The sequence below is a fragment of the Cupriavidus sp. FW305-27 genome, from assembly GCF_058787995.1.
This window is the reverse complement of record NZ_JBYTAG010000037.1, coordinates 1-17285: the sequence shown is the minus strand read 5'-3', so window position 1 is coordinate 17285 and position 17285 is coordinate 1. Positions and strand designations below refer to the sequence as shown.

21 protein-coding genes are annotated in these 17285 nt (G+C 68.7%); 6 read left to right on the top strand and 15 right to left on the bottom strand.

What is annotated here, in order from left to right; all coding sequences use genetic code 11:
* Positions 1-34: 34 nt before the first annotated feature.
* The 11 genes from soxY to AC3WRI_RS18515 form a co-directional block, all read right to left on the bottom strand.
* Positions 35-490: a thiosulfate oxidation carrier protein SoxY gene (gene soxY / locus AC3WRI_RS18565; RefSeq protein ID WP_010812118.1), complete on the bottom strand. Its 456-nt coding sequence runs from the start codon at positions 488-490 to the stop codon at positions 35-37.
* Between the two features lie 159 nt (positions 491-649).
* On the bottom strand, positions 650-976 hold the full coding sequence (locus AC3WRI_RS18560) for a c-type cytochrome (RefSeq protein WP_010812119.1): 327 nt from the start codon (positions 974-976) through the stop codon (positions 650-652).
* Between the two features lie 117 nt (positions 977-1093).
* A complete protein-coding gene (locus AC3WRI_RS18555; RefSeq protein ID WP_011616197.1) occupies positions 1094-2131 on the bottom strand; it encodes a c-type cytochrome in 1038 nt (345 codons plus the stop codon).
* Complete coding sequence (gene soxC / locus AC3WRI_RS18550) at positions 2115-3464, bottom strand: sulfite dehydrogenase (RefSeq protein ID WP_011616198.1); 1350 nt, start codon at positions 3462-3464, stop codon at positions 2115-2117. The genes AC3WRI_RS18555 and soxC overlap by 17 nt, the downstream gene beginning before the upstream one ends.
* 107 nt (positions 3465-3571) lie before the next feature.
* Positions 3572-3991, bottom strand: a complete 420-nt coding sequence (locus tag AC3WRI_RS18545; RefSeq protein WP_011616199.1) for an ArsR/SmtB family transcription factor — start codon at positions 3989-3991, stop codon at positions 3572-3574.
* Between the two features lie 47 nt (positions 3992-4038).
* On the bottom strand, positions 4039-4929 hold the full coding sequence (locus AC3WRI_RS18540) for an O-acetylserine/cysteine exporter (protein WP_010812123.1): 891 nt from the start codon (positions 4927-4929) through the stop codon (positions 4039-4041).
* A 90-nt stretch (positions 4930-5019) separates the two neighbouring features.
* On the bottom strand, positions 5020-6285 hold the full coding sequence (locus tag AC3WRI_RS18535) for an NAD(P)/FAD-dependent oxidoreductase (protein WP_011616200.1): 1266 nt from the start codon (positions 6283-6285) through the stop codon (positions 5020-5022).
* 15 nt (positions 6286-6300) lie between these two features.
* The gene (locus AC3WRI_RS18530; protein WP_010812125.1) at positions 6301-6651 is read right to left on the bottom strand and encodes a c-type cytochrome; all 351 of its coding nucleotides are present in this window, start codon (positions 6649-6651) and stop codon (positions 6301-6303) included.
* Positions 6652-6821: 170 nt separating this feature from the next.
* Complete coding sequence (locus tag AC3WRI_RS18525; RefSeq protein ID WP_010812126.1) at positions 6822-7682, bottom strand: BON domain-containing protein; 861 nt, start codon at positions 7680-7682, stop codon at positions 6822-6824.
* 46 nt (positions 7683-7728) lie between these two features.
* The gene (locus AC3WRI_RS18520; protein ID WP_010812127.1) at positions 7729-8316 is read right to left on the bottom strand and encodes a phosphoheptose isomerase; all 588 of its coding nucleotides are present in this window, start codon (positions 8314-8316) and stop codon (positions 7729-7731) included.
* A 62-nt stretch (positions 8317-8378) separates the two neighbouring features.
* Positions 8379-8774, bottom strand: coding sequence for a YraN family protein (locus tag AC3WRI_RS18515; protein ID WP_010812128.1), 396 nt, complete (start codon positions 8772-8774; stop codon positions 8379-8381).
* Between the two features lie 18 nt (positions 8775-8792).
* Between AC3WRI_RS18515 and rsmI the strand changes: the two genes are divergently transcribed.
* Positions 8793-9701 (top strand): 16S rRNA (cytidine(1402)-2'-O)-methyltransferase, encoded by a 909-nt coding sequence (rsmI, locus tag AC3WRI_RS18510; RefSeq protein WP_010812129.1) that lies wholly within the window; start codon positions 8793-8795, stop codon positions 9699-9701.
* An 87-nt stretch (positions 9702-9788) separates the two neighbouring features.
* Here rsmI and AC3WRI_RS18505 read toward each other — a convergent pair whose 3' ends face one another.
* Positions 9789-10559: a septal ring lytic transglycosylase RlpA family protein gene (locus tag AC3WRI_RS18505; protein ID WP_492293766.1), complete on the bottom strand. Its 771-nt coding sequence runs from the start codon at positions 10557-10559 to the stop codon at positions 9789-9791.
* Positions 10560-10840: 281 nt separating this feature from the next.
* Between AC3WRI_RS18505 and AC3WRI_RS18500 the strand changes: the two genes are divergently transcribed.
* From AC3WRI_RS18500 to AC3WRI_RS18490, 3 genes are all read left to right on the top strand, one after another.
* Positions 10841-11491: an MBL fold metallo-hydrolase gene (locus AC3WRI_RS18500; protein WP_010812131.1), complete on the top strand. Its 651-nt coding sequence runs from the start codon at positions 10841-10843 to the stop codon at positions 11489-11491.
* 4 nt (positions 11492-11495) lie between these two features.
* Entirely contained in the window at positions 11496-12152 is a 657-nt protein-coding gene (locus AC3WRI_RS18495) for a hypothetical protein (RefSeq protein ID WP_010812132.1), read from the top strand.
* A 207-nt stretch (positions 12153-12359) separates the two neighbouring features.
* Positions 12360-12587, top strand: a complete 228-nt coding sequence (locus tag AC3WRI_RS18490; RefSeq protein ID WP_010812133.1) for a hypothetical protein — start codon at positions 12360-12362, stop codon at positions 12585-12587.
* 88 nt (positions 12588-12675) lie between these two features.
* On the opposite strand, the gene arsC is transcribed toward AC3WRI_RS18490, so the two are convergent.
* Positions 12676-13035, bottom strand: a complete 360-nt coding sequence (arsC, locus tag AC3WRI_RS18485) for an arsenate reductase (glutaredoxin) (RefSeq protein WP_010812134.1) — start codon at positions 13033-13035, stop codon at positions 12676-12678.
* 174 nt (positions 13036-13209) lie between these two features.
* Between arsC and AC3WRI_RS18480 the strand changes: the two genes are divergently transcribed.
* The gene (locus AC3WRI_RS18480) at positions 13210-13791 is read left to right on the top strand and encodes a GNAT family N-acetyltransferase (RefSeq protein WP_010812135.1); all 582 of its coding nucleotides are present in this window, start codon (positions 13210-13212) and stop codon (positions 13789-13791) included.
* A gap of 98 nt (positions 13792-13889) precedes the next feature.
* Positions 13890-14174: a hypothetical protein gene (locus AC3WRI_RS18475; RefSeq protein ID WP_011616204.1), complete on the top strand. Its 285-nt coding sequence runs from the start codon at positions 13890-13892 to the stop codon at positions 14172-14174.
* A gap of 87 nt (positions 14175-14261) precedes the next feature.
* On the opposite strand, the gene AC3WRI_RS18470 is transcribed toward AC3WRI_RS18475, so the two are convergent.
* Together AC3WRI_RS18470 and AC3WRI_RS18465 are read right to left on the bottom strand one after the other, a co-directional pair.
* Positions 14262-15530, bottom strand: a complete 1269-nt coding sequence (locus AC3WRI_RS18470; RefSeq protein ID WP_010812137.1) for a M20/M25/M40 family metallo-hydrolase — start codon at positions 15528-15530, stop codon at positions 14262-14264.
* A gap of 57 nt (positions 15531-15587) precedes the next feature.
* Positions 15588-16844 (bottom strand): allantoate amidohydrolase, encoded by a 1257-nt coding sequence (locus AC3WRI_RS18465; RefSeq protein WP_011616205.1) that lies wholly within the window; start codon positions 16842-16844, stop codon positions 15588-15590.
* Positions 16845-17285 lie beyond the last annotated feature (441 nt).

The following is a 17285-nucleotide window of genomic DNA, read 5'->3' as shown; positions in this document are numbered from 1 at the left end:
TTGCAGTTTGGGAATCTCGATCCGGGGCGCGGCGTCAGCCGCCGCAGCCGCCCAGCGTGACCTTGATTTCCTTCGATGCCACGTACCACTTGCCGCCGGCCTTGACCGCGGCATGCACGACCGAGGTCTGGCCCATCTTCACGCGCGTGGAGACGAACGGCTCGGTGCCGGCCGGGATGATGAAGTCGGCGGCCAGCGTGTTGGGGTTCTTTTCCACCAGGATCGCGATCTGCTCGGTATCCGGGATGGTGCTGGTCACGGCCACCGGCACCACGGCGCCGTTCTCGGCGATGTCGGGGGCGGTGAAGGTGATGGCGGTGCTTTTCTCGGTGCCGCTGCCGCCGAGCGCCTTGATCACGTCGGCAACGCTCTTGCCGTCAAAGGCGTTCTTGTTCCACTCGGCCGCCTGCGCCTCGCTGATCAGGCCGGTGGCGGCCATCAGCGACAGGACAGCGGTGACCCGCAGCACTTCTCGTCGTTTGGAATTCATGTTTCTGCTCTCCGGCTACTCCGTTCCAGTCGGTCGATGACCGCTTCGGGGATCTGCTTCATGCGGCCGGTACATGGCCGGCCGCTGGTCTGTCCTGGCCGCGCGGCATTCACCGCCCGGCCTGGTGCATCGGCGGACTGCCCGCCTGGTCGGTAAGGCTTACTTGGCGGGGGCGCCAGCCAGCACCCACTCGACCACGGTCTTCAGGTCGGCGTCGTTGAGCGCCGCATTCGCGGGCATCGGCACCGGGCCCCAGACGCCCGAGCCACCGCTCTTGACCTTCTTGGTCAGCGTCGCCAGGGCGTTCTTGTCGCCCTTGTACTTGGCGGCCACTTCCTTGTAGGAAGGTCCGACCAGCTTCTTGTCGACCTGGTGGCAACCCATGCAGGCGTTCTTGTTGGCGATCTCCTGTGCCTTGGCGGCATCGACCGCGTGGGCCGATGCGGCGGCGCCGAGCATCAGCGCTGCGATGACAAACTGCTTCATTGTTAAGCTCTCCAAGCTCTGTAAAGCCGTGGGGACGGCAAAGGCCGCTGGGCCGTACTGCAATGGCTTCGCGGCACACACTGGCCGCCGCCCGGGGGCACTGCGGTGGCCAGTCCGCTATTTTGCCTCAAGAATCCAGCCCACCATGGCCTGCACGTCGGAATCCGGGATCTGTGGCTGCGCCGGCATCGGCACGCTGCCCCATGCGCCCTGCCCGCCTGCCTTGACCTTGCGCGCCAGCGCGCCATGCGCGTCCTGGCCCTTGTACTTGCCGGCGATGTCGGCAAAGGACGGCCCAACCAGCTTGCGGTCCATCGCATGGCAGGCCATGCACTGGTACTGGCTGGTGAGCCGCGCGCCCGGCGCGGCCGGCTCCGAAGGAGCTGATGCAGCACTTTTCGATACGGTATTGCCCGCGGCCACGCCGCGCACCGGGCCGAAGCTCCGCTGCTGCTGCGCCAGTTCGCCATGGGCATCGCGGGCATAATCCGGTATCGACGAGGTAATCGCCACCTTGCCGGCGCAATCCTTCATGCAGGCCGTATTGCGCGTGTCCGGGCGGCCGCGCCCCGGCCACAGGCCGTGGCCGGTGGTCATGCCGTCGCGGTTGGGCATGCGCCGCTGGATCTCGGCGATATTGGCGTCGGACAGCGTGAAGTCGGCCGGGACGACCTCGCCCAGGTGCAGCATATAGGCGGTGACCGCGTAGACGTCGCCCACGCTCAGGCTCTTGGGCGCGTTCCACGGCATGGCGCGGTGGATGTAGTCCCACAGCGTGCTGACGGTGCTGACCTTCATCAGCGTGGTGCGGTACGGCTGGTTGCCGGTCATGCCGGCCACGCGGCCGCGCCTGATGTCTTCGGCGGTGGTGCCGCCGACCAGCGGCGTGAACACCTCGTTGGATTCGCCGAAGTCGCCGTGGCACGACGCGCACTTGCCGTCCCAGACCTTCTGCCCCTGCGCCACCGTGCCGCTGCCCCTGGGCAGGCCCTGGAAGTCCGGGCGCACGTCGATGTCCCACGCGGCGACTTCGGCGGGCGTGGCGGTGCGGCCAAGTGCCGCACGCGCGTCGGCCGTGCCCGCCCACGCCGGGGCGGCGCTGACGGCTGCCAGCACCAGGGCGGCGGCGGTCCTGAGTTCAGCCCACATGGACATTGGACACCTCGCCGCCTGCCGCCACCTGCCAGCTCTGGATAGCGTTGTTGTGGTAGATCGAGCGCGTGCCGCGCACCGCGCGCAGCTGCCCCAGCTTCGGCTGCACATAGCCGGTGTCGTCGATGGCGCGGCTTTGCAGGATGGCGGGGCCGCCGTCCCAGACCCAGTCCAGGTTGAAGCGCGTCAGGCACTTGGACAGCACCGGCGCCTCCAGCCGCGCACTGCGCCAGTTGCGCCCGCCGTCGGTCGAGACATCGACACGCCTGATGCGCCCGCGCCCCGACCACGCCAGCCCGCTGATGTTGTAGAAGCCCTTGCCCACCATCTGCTGCCCGCCCGAAGGCGTGGTGATGACCGACTTGCACTCCTGGATCGAGGTGTACTGGCGCAGCTTGCCGTCCGGCATCATGTCCACGTAGTGGATGGTCTCGTCCTTCGCATTCCAGGGCTGGTCGCCCAGCTCCAGCCGGCGCAGCCACTTGACCCACGACACCCCCTGCACGCCCGGCACCACCAGCCGCAGCGGATAGCCGTTCTCGGGGCGCAGCATCTCGCCGTTCATGCCCCAGGCGACGATGATCTCGTCGGCCAGCTCCATCGGGATGGTGCGCGTCATCGACGAGCCATCGCCGCCTTCGGCCAGCAGGTAGCGGCCGCGGCGCAGGTCGGCGCCGGCATCGTCCAGCAGCACCCGCAGCGGCACGCCGGTGAACTCGCAGCACGACAGCATGCCGTGGGTGTACTGCACAGTGGGCACGGCCACGTTGCCCCATTCCATGCCGGTGTTGGCGCCGCATTCGATGAAATGCATGCGCGACACCGCCGGCAGGCGCATCAGGTCGTCCATGGTGTAGACGCGCGGCGTGCGCACCAGGCCGTTGAGCATCAGGCGGTGGCGGGCCGGGTCGATATCGTGCCAGCCCTGATGGTGGCGCTCGAAATGCAGGCCGTTGGGGGTGATGATGCCGAAGAAGCCCTGCAGCGGCGCGAAGGCCACCGAAGCGGCGGAGACGCGCGTCAGGCCCGGCGACTCGCGCCGCACCAGGTTTTTCTCATGCACGGAGGGCTGCCCGTACGGGCGTGCAGCCACCGGCTGGCCGAGCGAGGTGGCCCACGGCTGCGGCTGCAGGATGGCGGGATCGCCGTCGGCTGCCAGTGCCTGGCGGCCCGCCGTGGCGGCGGCAATCCCCGCGGCCGCGCCCAGGAAGCTCTTGCGCAGGAAGTCGCGCCGCGGCGCGTCCAGGCCGTGCCGGCCGATGTCCTGCTGCAGCGATGCGCTGACGAAGTGCTCGGGCGCGGGCACGATGCGCCCGGGCCGGTTCCGTTCCTGCAAATCGGTCTCCTCCGGCGCGCTCGCCACGGCCCTTGGACCGGTCGGCGTGCCTGTTATCGGGCCGCTGCAGCGGGTGCGGCAGCGATCCGTTTACCGGAAGAGCTGAGCTAGCCTGCGGTGCGCCGCCTGCGCGCCGGGGCTTCGGGTGCCGGCTGTGCCATGAAGCGGTCGACCACGCCGGAGGGCAAGGCGCTGTCCTCCAGCCGGCTCGCCACCTGCACGCAGACCGTGCGGCACAGCTCGATCACGCTTTCGTCCGCAATGGCGTAGAACACCAGGTTCGCCTCCTTGCGGCGCGACAGCACGCCCGAGCGGTACATCGCGTTGAGATGCCGCGACACATTGGTCTGCGACGAACCCACCGTCTCGACCACCGTGCTGACCGGCTTCTCGCCATCGCACAAGGCGTGCAGGATCTTCAGCCGCGTCGGCTCCGCCAACAGGCTGAAGTAGCCCGATACCTTTTCGAATACGCGATCCAGCTCTTCCATGGCATCCAATATATTCGTATATGCGTGAATGCGCATATAGTGTTTACCCGCTGATGCAGCACAGCATAAGTGCGGCGGGAGGATCAGCGGCGCGCCAGCGCCCTGCCCGCCCACAGGCGCTGGCCGAACACATTGAGCAGCAGCCCGGCCATTACCACTGCCGCGCCCGCCCACTGCGCGCCGGACAGGTCCTCGCCCAGCAGCACATGCGCCGACACCAGCCCCACCACCGGCACCAGCAGCGTCAGCGGCGCCACCTGGCTGGCCGGGTAGCGCGTCAGCAGCCGGCCCCACATGGTGTAGCCGAACACCGTCGCCGCAAAGGCCAGGTAGGCCACGGCGAACACGGCCATGCCCGACACATGGGTGACGCTCTGCACGATGCGCGCCGGGCCCTCGACCCACAGCGACAGCAAGGCGAACGGCACGATCGGGATCAGCGCGCCCCAGATCACCAGCCCCAGCAGGTCGACCGGGCCGATCTTCTTGCTGACGATATTGCCGCTGGCCCAGCAGAACGCCGCGCACAGCGTCAGCACGAAGCCCGCCACGCTCATGCCGCCGGCGCTGCCGGCACCGGCCCCGATCAGGGCCAGCCCGCCCGCCGCCACCGCCATGCCCGCGATGTTGTGCCAGCGCACCGGCTCGCCCAGCCACAGCGCCGCAATGGCCAGCGTGAAGAAGGCCTGCGACTGCAGCACCAGCGAGGCCAGGCCGGCCGGCATGCCGACCGCCATGGCGTAGAACAGGAAGGCGAACTGGCCCAGGCTGATGGTGACGCCGTAGGCCAGCAGCAGCCGCCACGGCACGCGCGGGCGCGGCACGAAGAAGATCGCCGGGAACGCCACCAGCAGGAAGCGCAGCGCACCCAGCAGCATCGGCGGCATGTCCGCCAGGCCAACCTTGATGACGACGAAGTTGACGCCCCAGACGCAGACGATGGCGAGGGCGAGTAGACGGTCTCTGGCTTGCATGAGGGGGCTGGGGGGCGCGGCCCGGCACAGTGCCGGACAAAACCCGTAGGGTAGCAGCCCCCGGCCTTCGGGGCATGGCCCGCCCTGCACCTACCCCAGCATCTCCGCCCAAATGCCCTTGGCCCATGCCAGTGCGTAGTCGCCTTCGAGCTGGTTCGGCGCCTCCGACAGCCCGCCCGATCCCGGCACCGTGACCATGGTCTTCTGCGCCGCGTCATAGCGATGCACGCTGGCCACGTGCACCGCCTCGCGGTCGGAGGTGAAGCTGTAGCAGGTGTTGTTGTAGAGCGGCTGCGGGTCGGGTGCCCGGCCCGACAGCAGCGCGACCATGGCCGCGGCCGCGACCTTGCCATGCTGGTTGGCCATATGGCCCGACTTGGGCATCAGCGGCGCGATCTGGATGGCATCGCCGATCACGTGGATATTGGCCGCGGCGCGCGACTCGAAGGTGACGAAGTCCACCTCGCACCACTTGCCATTGGCCGTGGCCAGCCCCGCCGACACCGCGATCGCACCGGCGCGCTGGGGTGGCAGCACGTTGAGCACGTCGGCGCGCTCGTCGTCCTGCACCTCGAACTTGAGCGTGCGCGTGGCGGGGTCCACATCCACCGCGTTGAACTGCGGCCGGTATTCCACCATGCCCGGGTACTGCGACGCCCACACCTTGCGGAACAGCCCGGCCTTGGAGGTGATGTCGGGGTTGGCGTCCAGGATCAGCACCTTGCTGCGCGGCTTGTGCTGCCTGAAGTAGTACGCCACCTGGCAGGCGCGCTCGTAGGGTCCCGGCGGGCAGCGGTAGGGCGCCAGCGGGACGCTGATGGCATAGGTGCCGCCGTCCGGCATGGCCTCCAGCTGGCGGCGCAGCGCAACGGTCTGCGGGCCCGCCTTCCAGGCGTGCAGGACCTGGTCGCCGCCGGGCTGCTTCAGCCCGGGCAGCGCATCGCTCATCATTTCGACGCCGGGCGACAGCAGCAGGCGGTCGTAGGGCAGCGTGGCGCCGCCCGCGAGGCGCACGGTCCGTTTGGCCGGGTCGATGGCCACGGCGGTATCGCGCACCAGCCGCACGCCGTGGCGGCGCACCAGCGCGTCGTACGGCAAGGTCAGGTCCGCCAGCTGCCGGCTGCCGCCGAGCACCAGGTTCGACAGCGGGCAGGAGATAAAGGCCGGATTGGGTTCGACCAGCGTGACCTCGATCGCCTGGCCGCTCCACTCGCGCAGGTAGCGCGCGGCGGTGGCGCCGCCGTAGCCACCACCCACCACCACCACCCTGGCCGGCGCCGCGGCGCGTGCCGACCCGACCCCGACCGAACCCAGTACTGCGGCGCCCGCGGCGCCCAGGAAGCTTCGTCTTTGCATGGTAGTCCCCCGCTGTCAGCGCACCGCGGCGAACCACGCCGTGATGGCCGCGATCTGGTCGTCGCTGTAACCCTTGGCAATCTGGTGCATCACCGTGGCCGGCCGCGTGCCGGCCTTGAAGGCCTGCATCTGCGCGGCCAGTTCCGCCTGCGGGCGGCCGGCCAGCGGCGGGATCGTGCTGCCCGCCGGCGCGCGCCCGGCGGGGCCGTGGCAGCTGGTGCAGGCGGCGGCCTGGCTGCGCGCACGCAGCGCGGCATCGGTGGCAGGGGCGGCGCTGTCTGCCGACAGCGCCGGCTGGGCGCCGCACAGCGCCGCGGCCAGCAGCGCCAGCCGCAGCAACACAGCGGGCCGGGGGAAGATTGTCATGGTCTCGCTCCGTGTAGGGCCGGCGCTGGGTTCCGCTTGGGGGCGGCCGGCGTGGCTACCGTAGCACATCGGGCAGGGACCGTGTGCGGTGAAAACCGCAGAAGGACAAACGGCGTCCGCATGAGCGGACGCCGTCGGAACCGGCCCGGGAAGCTGGGCCGGGCGTGTGCTCAGGGCAGGTTGCGGCCCGGCGGCAGCGTCACCGGCGAAGTCACCGGTGCGGCGACCGGGCTGGTGGTCGCGGTGGTGCCCGTGGCGGCCCCGGCCGGCGCATCGATCGGACCGCCCACGCCCGGCACCGACTGCACCGGCGCCGGCGTGCCGACATTGCCGTCGAACGACGGGTTCTGCGAGGTGGAAGCCGAGTCCAGGCGCGCGCGCTCGGTGTCGTTGACGTAGTCGAAGGCCTTGACCACCTTGGTCACGCCCGAGGCATTGCGCGCCACGTCGGTGGCGCGGTCGCCCTCGGCGGCGGTGACCACGCCCAGCAGGTAGACCACGCTCTTCTCGGTGGTGACCTTGATCGAGTTGGACGGCACGCCGTCGGCGGTCATCAGCAGGGTCTTGACCTTGCTGGTCAGGTAGGCGTCCTGGCTCTGGGTCATGAAGCCCGGCGAGTTGACGACCTCGAGCTCATTGATCACCACGCGCGCATTCTGCAGGCCACGCACATACTGCTCGACCTGCTGCTTGACGGTGTCGTTGCTGGCTTCGCCGGTCAGCAGCACCTTGCGGTTGAACACGGTCACGTTGACGCGGGCCTGGCCGCGGTAGCGCGAGTTGATGGTGTTCTCGGCCTCGAGCTGCAGGCCGCGGTCCACGGTCTGGGTGGCGGCCGGGCGGCGGTCGGTGGCCATGGCCACGCCGGTCCCCATGGCGCCGGCGATCACGGGGAAGCAGCCGGCGAGCTGGGTGGCGCAGACCAGCACGGCCGCCGCGGCCAGGCTGGCGCGGCCAAGGCCGGCGGTGCGGGAAGGATGGCGCGCGCCGGCGCCGTTCCGGGGGGCTTGCGTAGTGGGCAGGTTCGTCATGCGGTCCTTGCTGTGGCTGGATGTTGGGAATGGGAGGAAGGCAGCATCAGGCTTCCCCGAGCAGTGCCTCGTCGATGCCGTCGCACAGGCAATGCAGGGTCAGCAGGTGCACTTCCTGGATGCGCGCGGTGCGCTCGCTCGGCACGCACAGGTGGATATCGAATTCATCGAGCAGGCCGGCGATGGTGCCGCCACCCTTGCCGGTCAGCGCAACCACGGCCATCTCGCGCTGGCGCGCGGCTTCGATGGCGGCGATCACGTTGGCAGAATTGCCCGAGGTGGAAAGCGCCAGCAGGATGTCGCCGGGCTGGCCCAGCGCCTCGACCTGCTTGGAAAACACCTTGCTGAAGTCATAGTCGTTGCCGATCGCGGTCAGGATCGAGCTGTCGGTGGTCAGCGCGATCGCGGCCAGGCCGGGGCGCTCGCGCTCGAAGCGCCCGACCAGTTCGGCGGCAAAGTGCTGCGCATCGGCTGCGGAGCCGCCGTTGCCGCAGGCCAGGATCTTGTTGCCGCTGGTCAGCGCGCCGACCATGCGTTCCACGGCGGCGTCGATATAGGGGGCCATCACCGCCGCGGCCTGTCGCTTGGTCTCGGCGCTGTCTAGAAATTGTTGCTGGATACTGTCGATACTCATGGCTCTGGGGCCTTGTTGTTGCCATTGCGATCCGCGGATCGTACCTTAGGGTCTGCCGCGCATTATGAACCAGCCCCGGCGGCATCCTGGTCAAAGGCATGCTGCAGCCAGTCCAGCCGGCCGGGTTCCAGGGCCACCACGTCGAAGCGGCACGGCGGCACCTGCGCCAGCGTGGCCAGGTAGTGCGCTGCTGCCAGCAGCACGCGCCGCTGCTTGGCCGGCGTGACGCTGGCGGCCGCGCCGCCGAAGCCCCGGCCGCTGCGCTGGCGCACCTCAACGAACACCAGCGTGCCGTCCGGCGCGCGCATGACCAGATCGATCTCGCCGCCTTTGCAGCGATAATTGCGCACCACGGGCTCAAGGCCCTGGCGCCGCAGGTGTGCCAGGGCCCGGTCCTCCGCCTGCGCACCGCGTAGCTGTGTGTTTTGCAACTGCGTGGTGGATTTGAATGATGGCATCAACGGAAGTTCTCAAGCATGAGTGACTGGATCTCCCTGGCGGCCAGCCAGTCCTACCCGGCCGGCACCCTTTATGTCGTGGCCACGCCCATCGGCAACGTCGCCGACCTGTCGCTGCGCGCGCTGCATGTGCTCGGCCTGGCCGACGCCGTGGCCTGCGAAGACACCCGCAATACCGGCCAGCTGCTGTCGCGCGTGGGCCTGCAGCGGCCGCTGGTGGCCGTGCACGAGCACAACGAGCGCGAGGCCGCGGGCCGCATCGCGGCGCGCCTGGCGGCCGGCGAGCGCATCGCCTACGTCTCCGACGCCGGCACGCCGGGCATCTCCGACCCGGGTGCGCGCCTGGTCGAGGCGGTGCGCGCCGCCGGCCATCCGGTGGTGCCACTGCCCGGCCCCAGTGCCGCGGTGGCCGCGCTGTCGGTGGCGGGCGACATGCTCGATGCCGGCGAAGGCCGCTTCACCTTTGTCGGCTTCCTGCCCAGCAAGCCCAAGGCGCGCACCGAGGCCATCGCCCGGCTGGCGGCGCTGGACCACGCCTGGGTCTGCTACGAGGCGCCGCACCGCATTGCCGACACGCTGGCAGCGCTGGCCGCGGGCCTGCCAGGCGAGCGCCGGCTGCTGGTCGGGCGTGAACTGACCAAGCTGTTCGAGGACATCGCTGTGCTGCCCGTGGCGCAGGCGCCGGCCTGGCTGGCCGCCGACCCGAACCGGGCCAAGGGGGAATTCGTGCTGGTGGTGGAAGGCGCTGGCGCCGCAACTGCCGCGGATGGCTTGCCGGATGCCGAGGCCCAGCGCGTGCTGGCGCTGCTGCTGGCGGAACTGCCGGCCAAGCGCGCCGCCAAGCTGGCGGCCGCCATCACCGGCGCCGGCACCGATGCGCTCTACCAGCTGGCGCTGGCGCAGCGCGCGGGGCAGGCAGAGGACTGACGCGGTGCGCGCGTGATCCCGGGATCGGGAGGAGGAAGGTAAAGCAGAGGTGTCAGCGCGCGGCGGCATGCGGCGGCGCTGCCCTGGTCAGCGCCGTGTGCGCTTGACGGTCTTGCCGCCGGCCTTGGTCGACTTGCGCGCCTTGGCGGGCGCCAGCGAGTTGGCCAGTTCCGGCACGGATACGTCGTCGTCGCCGCTGCCGTCGCCGGCCTCGGTGCCGCCGGCATCGATCTGCGGACCCAGCGCGGCCACTTCGGTGCGCGACAGGCGGCGGATTTCGACGTTGGTGGCGCCGCGTTCGACGAAGCCCAGGCGGCGCGCGGCGCCGTAGGACACGTCCAGCACGCGGTTGCCGTGGTATGGCCCGCGGTCATTGATGCGCAGCACTGCAACCTTGTTGTTGCGCAGGTTGCGCACCAGCACCCAGCTGTCGAGCGGCAGCGTCGGATGGGCGGCGGTCATGGCGCGCATGTCGAAGCGTTCGCCGTTGGCGGTCTTGCGGCCATGGAAGCCCTTGCCGTACCAGGACGAAACGCCGCGCTGCTCGAACGTGCCGATGTCGGCGCGCAGGCCGTCCAGCGAGCTGCCGCTGCGGCCATCGTCCGCGTCATAGCCGAACAGGTTCCAGCTGCCGCCGCCCGAGGCGCGCGCGGACTTGTTGTCTGCGTCGGTGCGATCGGTCTTGCCGGCCTTGCCGTTCTTTGCTGCGCGCGTGGGCACGGCGCCAGCGTTGTCGTTGCTTGCGTTGTCGCCTTCAGGGGGCGTGGCACAGGCGGCCAGCACCACGGCACATGCGGTGCATGCGCCGAGCTTGGCCAGCCGTTGCCAGCGCTTAACGAGAGCGGAGATCCGTAACATGGGCGGCAGTCTAACATTGACTCTTTACGACTATCTCTTTCATTTTGTTACGAAATCTGTGCGATTTCGCACGATCATGACCTATCTGCCCGGAATCCCGCTTGTGGCAAGGGATTCCCGCCCGAGACGGGGCTTTCGCGCGGGTAATGCATAAAGCACACGACTTGCATCGCGGGCGGTGAATCGCCGCCCGGCGCTACAATGCTGGGCACCGCCCGCCGTCCGTGCGGGCCACTCCGTGGCGCCCGGCCAGAAGGCGCCCGGCGCACAAGATATCGTCCATGAAAGCCCTGCTCATTCCCGTCACGCCCTTCCAGCAAAACTGTTCGCTGCTGATCGATGAAAGCACCGGCCGCGCCGCGGTCTGCGATCCCGGCGGCGACCTGGATCGCATCCGTGAGGCGGTCAGGGAGCAAGGCGTCACGCTGGAAAAGATCTTCCTGACGCATGGCCATGTCGATCACTGCGCCGGCGCCGCAGCGCTCGCGCGCGAGCTGGATATCCCCATCGAAGGCCCGCAGCAGGACGAGCGCTTCTGGATCGAGCAGCTGCCCGAGCAGACGCGCCGCTTCGGCTTCGGCCACGCCGAGAGCTTCGAGCCAGACCGCTGGCTGGAGAACGGCGACACCGTGCAGTTCGGCAACGAGACGCTGGAGGTCTACCACTGCCCCGGCCACACGCCCGGCCACGTGGTGTTCTTCTCGCGCGCCAACCGGCTGGCGGTGGTGGGCGACGTGCTGTTCGCCGGCTCGATCGGCCGCACCGACTTCCCGCGCGGCAACCATGCCGATCTGATCCGCTCGATCCGCACGCGGCTGTGGCCGCTGGGCGAGGACGTGACTTTCATTCCCGGGCACGGCCCGGTCTCCACCTTCGGCGAGGAACGCCGCAACAACCCGTTCGTGGCCGATCACCTGACCGACGTGGGCTGAGGCCGTGGCCAAGCGACAGGTGCCCGACACCCGCCCGGAGATCTACGTCAGCACCGACGTGGAAGCCGACGGCCCGATCCCGGGCCCGCATTCGATGCTGTCGTTCGCGTCCGCGGCAATGCTGGCGGACAAGACCGTGGTGGGCACGTTCTCCGCCAACCTCGAGACCCTGCCCGGCGCCGCCGGCCACCCGGTGCAGATGCAGTGGTGGCAAACCCAGCCCGAAGCCTGGAGCGCCTGCCGGCGCGACCTGCAGCGCCCCGAGGACGCCATGGTCCGCTATGTCGAATGGGTCGAGAGCCTGCCCGGCAAGCCGGTCTTCGTGGCCTTTCCGGCCGGCTTCGATTTCACCTGGATGTTCTGGTACATGATGCGGTTCGCCGGGCGCTCGCCCTTTGGCTGGGCCGCCCTCGACATCAAGACGCTGGGCTTTGCGCTGACCGGGCGCCCCTACCGCAAGACCGTCAAGGCGGCCTTCCCGGCCGCCTGGATGGATCCGCTGCCGCACACCCATGTGGCGCTGGACGATGCGCTCGAACAGGGTGCGCTGTTCTGCAACATGCTCGCTACGCTGCGTGAGCGCGAGGCCGCACTGGCCAGCCTGGCGTCCGATGCCGCAGCGGACGCTAGCGAGCCCTCACCTTCGTCCGGGCAGCCCTGAACGGTTGCTGCGCCGCGGCAGCCAAGGCGGCATGCCCCTTGCAGGCTTTGCGTTCGCATCCCACGCCAGCGCGCCTATAGTAGAAGCGGATATGGCGTACCGGGCGAAACGAGCCACAGACTATCCGGCGCACTTGCGCAGCCACGCCATATGCCGTTTGAGCCATGTTGCCCGGATCGCGCGGCGCCTGCCGAGGAGGTGTCGATCATGCGTTTTCATACCGACCTGCACTTGAGAGACCTGGCCGGCCGGATCCATTGGCCGCATGCCACGCGGGGCGCCACGCCTATCACCCATCGCCACACCTCGGATGAGGACGCCGAAGTCGCCAAGGCCACGCTATACGTCAGCACGGTGACGCTGGTGGTGCTACTGGTCGTACTGGCGGCCATCGCTTTCGGTCAGGAGGCCATGCACTGGCTGGGTGTTCATTAGACGACCCGCCTGAAGCTGTTTGCCTCAAGCACCGGCCGGCCCCCACCACGTGGGGGCCGGTTTTATTTGGTGCCGTGCATGGGCTGGCTCAGGCCAGCAGCGGCGCCACGTTCTCGGGCGGCCGGCCGATCGCGGCGCGGCGGTTGCGCACCACCACCGGACGCTGCAGCAGGATCGGGTTGTCGGCCACGGCGGCCAGCAGCTCGGCCTCGGTCAGGCCAGGATCGGCCAGGCCCAGATCGGCGTACGGCGCTTCGTTGTCGCGCAGCATCTCGCGCACCGGCACGCCCAGCATGGTGTGCAACTGGCGCAGCGTGGCCAGCGACGGCGGCTCTTTCAGGTATTCCACGATTTCCACCGGTTCGCCCAGCCGCTCGCTGGCGGCCTGGACCAGGGCGAGCGTTTCGCGCGACTTGGAGCAGCGGGGGTTGTGGTAGATGGTGATCATGGCAGGGTCCTTTCTTGTCGTTGCCGTGCCCCGCCCCGGGGCGTTGGCACTAATACGGTGCAAATCAATCCGCACTATATACAAGACACCGGCCCTCGCGCAGCATCACGCTGGTGCAAGTGGCCGGCACGCATCCTGCGTTGCCCCAAGTCCTTGCATAGGGCGCCATTCCCGATGACTTCCACTACCGTTTCCGCCACGACGCCGTCCGCCGGCACGCGCAAACCCTTCACCCTGCGCGACGCCACACCCGCCGACGTTCCTGCCATCCACGCCATCTACGCGCACCATGTGCTGCACGGCCGCGCCTCGTTCGAGGAAACGCCGCCGAGCCTGGACGAGATGCAGCTGCGTTTTGCCGAAGTCCACCGCAAGGGCCTGCCCTACCTGGTCGCCGTGCGCGACGGCGAGGTGCTGGGCTATGCCTATGCATCGTCCTACCGCGCGCGCAGCGCCTACCGCTTCGCCATCGAGGATTCGATCTATATCGACCACCGCCGCGTCGGCGAGGGCCTGGGCCAGGCCCTGCTGGCCGAACTGGTCGCCCGCTGCGAGACCGGTCCCTGGCGCCAGATGGTCGCCGTGATCGCCTGCACCGCCGGCGGCGAAGGCGCCGGTTCGCTGGCCGTGCATGAGCGCCTGGGCTTCCGCACCGTCGGCCGGCTGGAGGCGGTGGGGTTCAAGCACGGGCAATGGATCGATACGGTGCTGATGCAGCGGGTGCTGGGGGTGGGGGCGACGACGCTGCCGGCGTAGGAGGAATCGGCCGCGGCAAGTTCAGACGTGTCCCATGGTCGCGCAGGTGCCCCTGGTATCGACAATGCGTATACTTCGTCATTACAAGGACATTGGACATGCTGGTGTCGGAAGAAGCCCCGTTCATTCTCACGCTGAACCCGCAATTGCGTGACGCATTCATAGCCGAGGCCGCGGCTGAGGGCCTTACCACCTCGCAGGTTGCTGAGGCGCTGGTGCGCGAGTATCTGGCGCGGCGCAGGCAGGCACGCGACGAGGAGGTCCTTTTCCAGCAGATGATTGAGGAAGGCAGGGCTTCGATGCGTGCCGGCATCGGCATTCCGAATGAGCAGGTGGAAGCAGAGTCCGCCGCGTGGTGTGCCGCGATATTGCGGAAAGCTTGAGAACAAGAAAGCAAAGCGCCACGGGGTCTCCGTGGCGCTTTTGCGTTGGCCGACCGCCTGTTGGCGGTCCGGCTCAATCGAAATGACTTACTTCATCAGGTCCGACAGCGCCAGCGCCACCACCTTGGTCGCGCGGTTCAGGTCGTTCAGGCGCAGGTTCTCGTCCGAGTTATGGCCGCGGGCTTCCATCAGCGTGCGCGGGCCGGCGCCGTACAGCACGGTCGGGATGCCGCGCTTGGTGTAGTGGCGCGCGTCGGTGTAGAGCGGCACGCCTTGCACCGGGATCTCCACGCCGAATACGGACTCGGCACGGCTCTTCAGCGCGCCGATCAGCTTTTCCACGCCCGGCAGTTCCGACAGCGGCTCGGCCAGGATGATGCGCTCGACCTTCACTTCGATGCCCGGACGGTCCTTGGCGGCCTTTTCCACCACGGCGCGGATCTCGCCTTCGGCGTCGAAGCCGATTTCCTCGGGGATCATGCGGCGGTCGACGCGGAAGGTCACCAGGTCAGGCACCACGTTGGTATTGATGCCGCCCTTGATCAGGCCGACGTTCAGCGTGGCGGTGTCGATGCCCGGCACCTTCGACTTGCGCGTGGCCAGCTCGGCGCGCAGGCCGTAGATGGCTTGCAGGATGTGGGTGGCGGCTTCGATCGCATCCACGCCCGTATGCGGCATGGCGGCGTGGCCCTGCTTGCCCTTGACCGTCACTTCGACGTGCAGGCAGCCGTTGTGCGACGAGGTGATGCCGTACGAGAAGCCGGCCGAGATGGCGTAGTCGGCCTTGCTCAGGTTGTTGTCGAGCAGGAACTTGGGACCGATGTCGCCGCCGGTTTCCTCGTCATAGGTGAACTGCAGCTCAACCGCGCCGTTGATCCTGGCGCCCTGCTTCTCTGCTTCCATCAGCGCCAGCACGGCGTAGGTGTAGGTGGCGAAGTCAGATTTGGATACTGCCACGCCGCGGCCGTACATGACCGGGCCGTGCTCGCTGTCGGCCACTTCACCGCCGTACGGGTCCTTGGTCCAGCCCAGGCCCGGGGGCACCACGTCGCCGTGGGCGTTCATGGCGATGGTCGGGCCGCCCGTGCCGAACTGCTTGCGCACGATCAGGTTGGTGGCGCTGATCATGCCGGCTGCCTTCACCAGCTCGTCCGGCACCTTGTGCGCCTCCACCGTGAAGCCCAGGCCCTCCAGCAGTTCCTTGGCGCGCTTGCCATGGGCGTCGCAGTCGCCTGCGGGGTTGTCCGAGGGCACCTTGACCAGTTCGGCCAGGAAAGCTTCCTGTTCCGGACGGTGCTGGTCGATGAACTGCGTCAGCGTGGTTTCAGTGGGGTTCATATTGTCTCGTGCGGTCATGACTTGTTCTCTCAACTACGGAGGGGTTCGGGTGGGTTCCGGGGAATCTGCGCTGGCTTACTGCGGCAGGCGGAAGTGCTCGACGAAATCGCTGAACACGCGCGCGGACAGGGCGGCGTCCTCGGCGGTCATGGTTTCGGTGGGATGGTGGCTGATGCCGCCGTTGCCGCAGCGCACGAACAGCATGGCGACGTCGGCGATGGCGGCAATGGCCATGGCGTCGTGGCCGGCGCCCGACGGCAGGTGGCGCACCGGCACGCCCTGGCGGGCAATCGCGGCGGCCCATTGCTCTTGCAGCCACGGGGCGCAGGGAACACTCTTCGCCTCATGGGTCTTGCGCACCTGCGTGCGCACGTTGCGGCGCGCGCACACGCGCTCGATCTCGGCCAGCACGTCGTTGACGGCGGCCTCGCGCTCGGCGTCAGCGCCGGCGCGGATGTCGATGGAGAACACGGCGCGGCCCGGCACCACGTTGGCGGCGCCGTTGGGCACGTTGAACTGGCCGACCGTGCCGACCAGGCCCGGCTTGCCGCCGCAGCGCTTCTCGATATACAGGCCGATCTCGGCCCCGGCCATGGCGGCGTCGCGGCGCATGTCCATCGGCACCGTGCCGGCGTGGCCGGCCAGGCCTTCGAGCTCGACGATAAAGCGGGTGGCGCCGGAGATTGCCGTCACCACGCCCACCGGCAGGTTTTCATTGAGCAGCACCGGACCTTGTTCGATGTGGACTTCGATGAAGGCCGCGACCTTGCTGCTGTCATGCCTGGCGGCGGGCAAGGCAGCGGCGTCGAAACCGGCCTCGCGCATCACCTGGCGCATGGTCTTGCCGCTGTCGTCGACGTTGTCCAGCACGTTGTTGTCGAAGGTGCCGGCGATGGCGCGGCTGCCCAGCAGCGTGGCCTTGAAGCGCACGCCCTCTTCCTCGGCAAAGCCGACCACCTCGATCGCAAACGGGAAGCGCTTGCCCTGGCGGTTCCATTCGGCCACGCACGCGATCGGCAGGATCACGCCGAGGTTGCCGTCATAGCGGCCGCCGTCGCGCACGGTGTCGAAGTGCGAGCCCGTCAGCAGCGCCGGCGCATCGGGCGAAGTGCCCTCATAGCGGCCGATCACGTTGCCGGCGGCGTCGCGCCGCACCGTCATGCCGGCCTGCTGCATCCATTCGGTCAGCTGCGCGGCGGCGCCGTGGTGGGCCTCGGTCAGGTAGGTACGGGTGAGCATGCCGGGCTGCTCGGTGTGGACGGCCAGGGCGTCGGCCCAGGCCATGATGCGCGTGCCAGTCTCTGCGGCGGACGGCGACGGATTTGCTGCCATGCGTTGTCTCCTGCTGGAAGTGCGTGAACGCCGCGGCGGGTGGTCCGGCAAGACCCGCCGGCGTCTGCCGCAAGGCCTGCCGGCGCGGGCGTGGCGCCCGGGCCGAAGCTCTATTCTGTGCGATTCATGTTAGCACAGTGAATTCAAAAATTGCATACAAAAATGATATGCACTATATTCGCTTCCACGTTCAGACAATTTGCCGCGGACAATCCGGTCCGGACAGGCGATTGCGTGGATTCCGCCTCAACAGGGGGGCCATCCGCGAAGTGGCGCGCTCCCGACCCGGAAGCCAGCACGGAACGTAAGGCCGGCAGCCACCCGCCAGTAGAGCAGTACGGGGCCGCCGGTGATTCCTGGATCAGATGGGCCAGCCAGCGCCAGCCAATGGACAGGCGCCGGACCGGCCCGGTACGGAGACAACCATGCAGCATGCAGTTC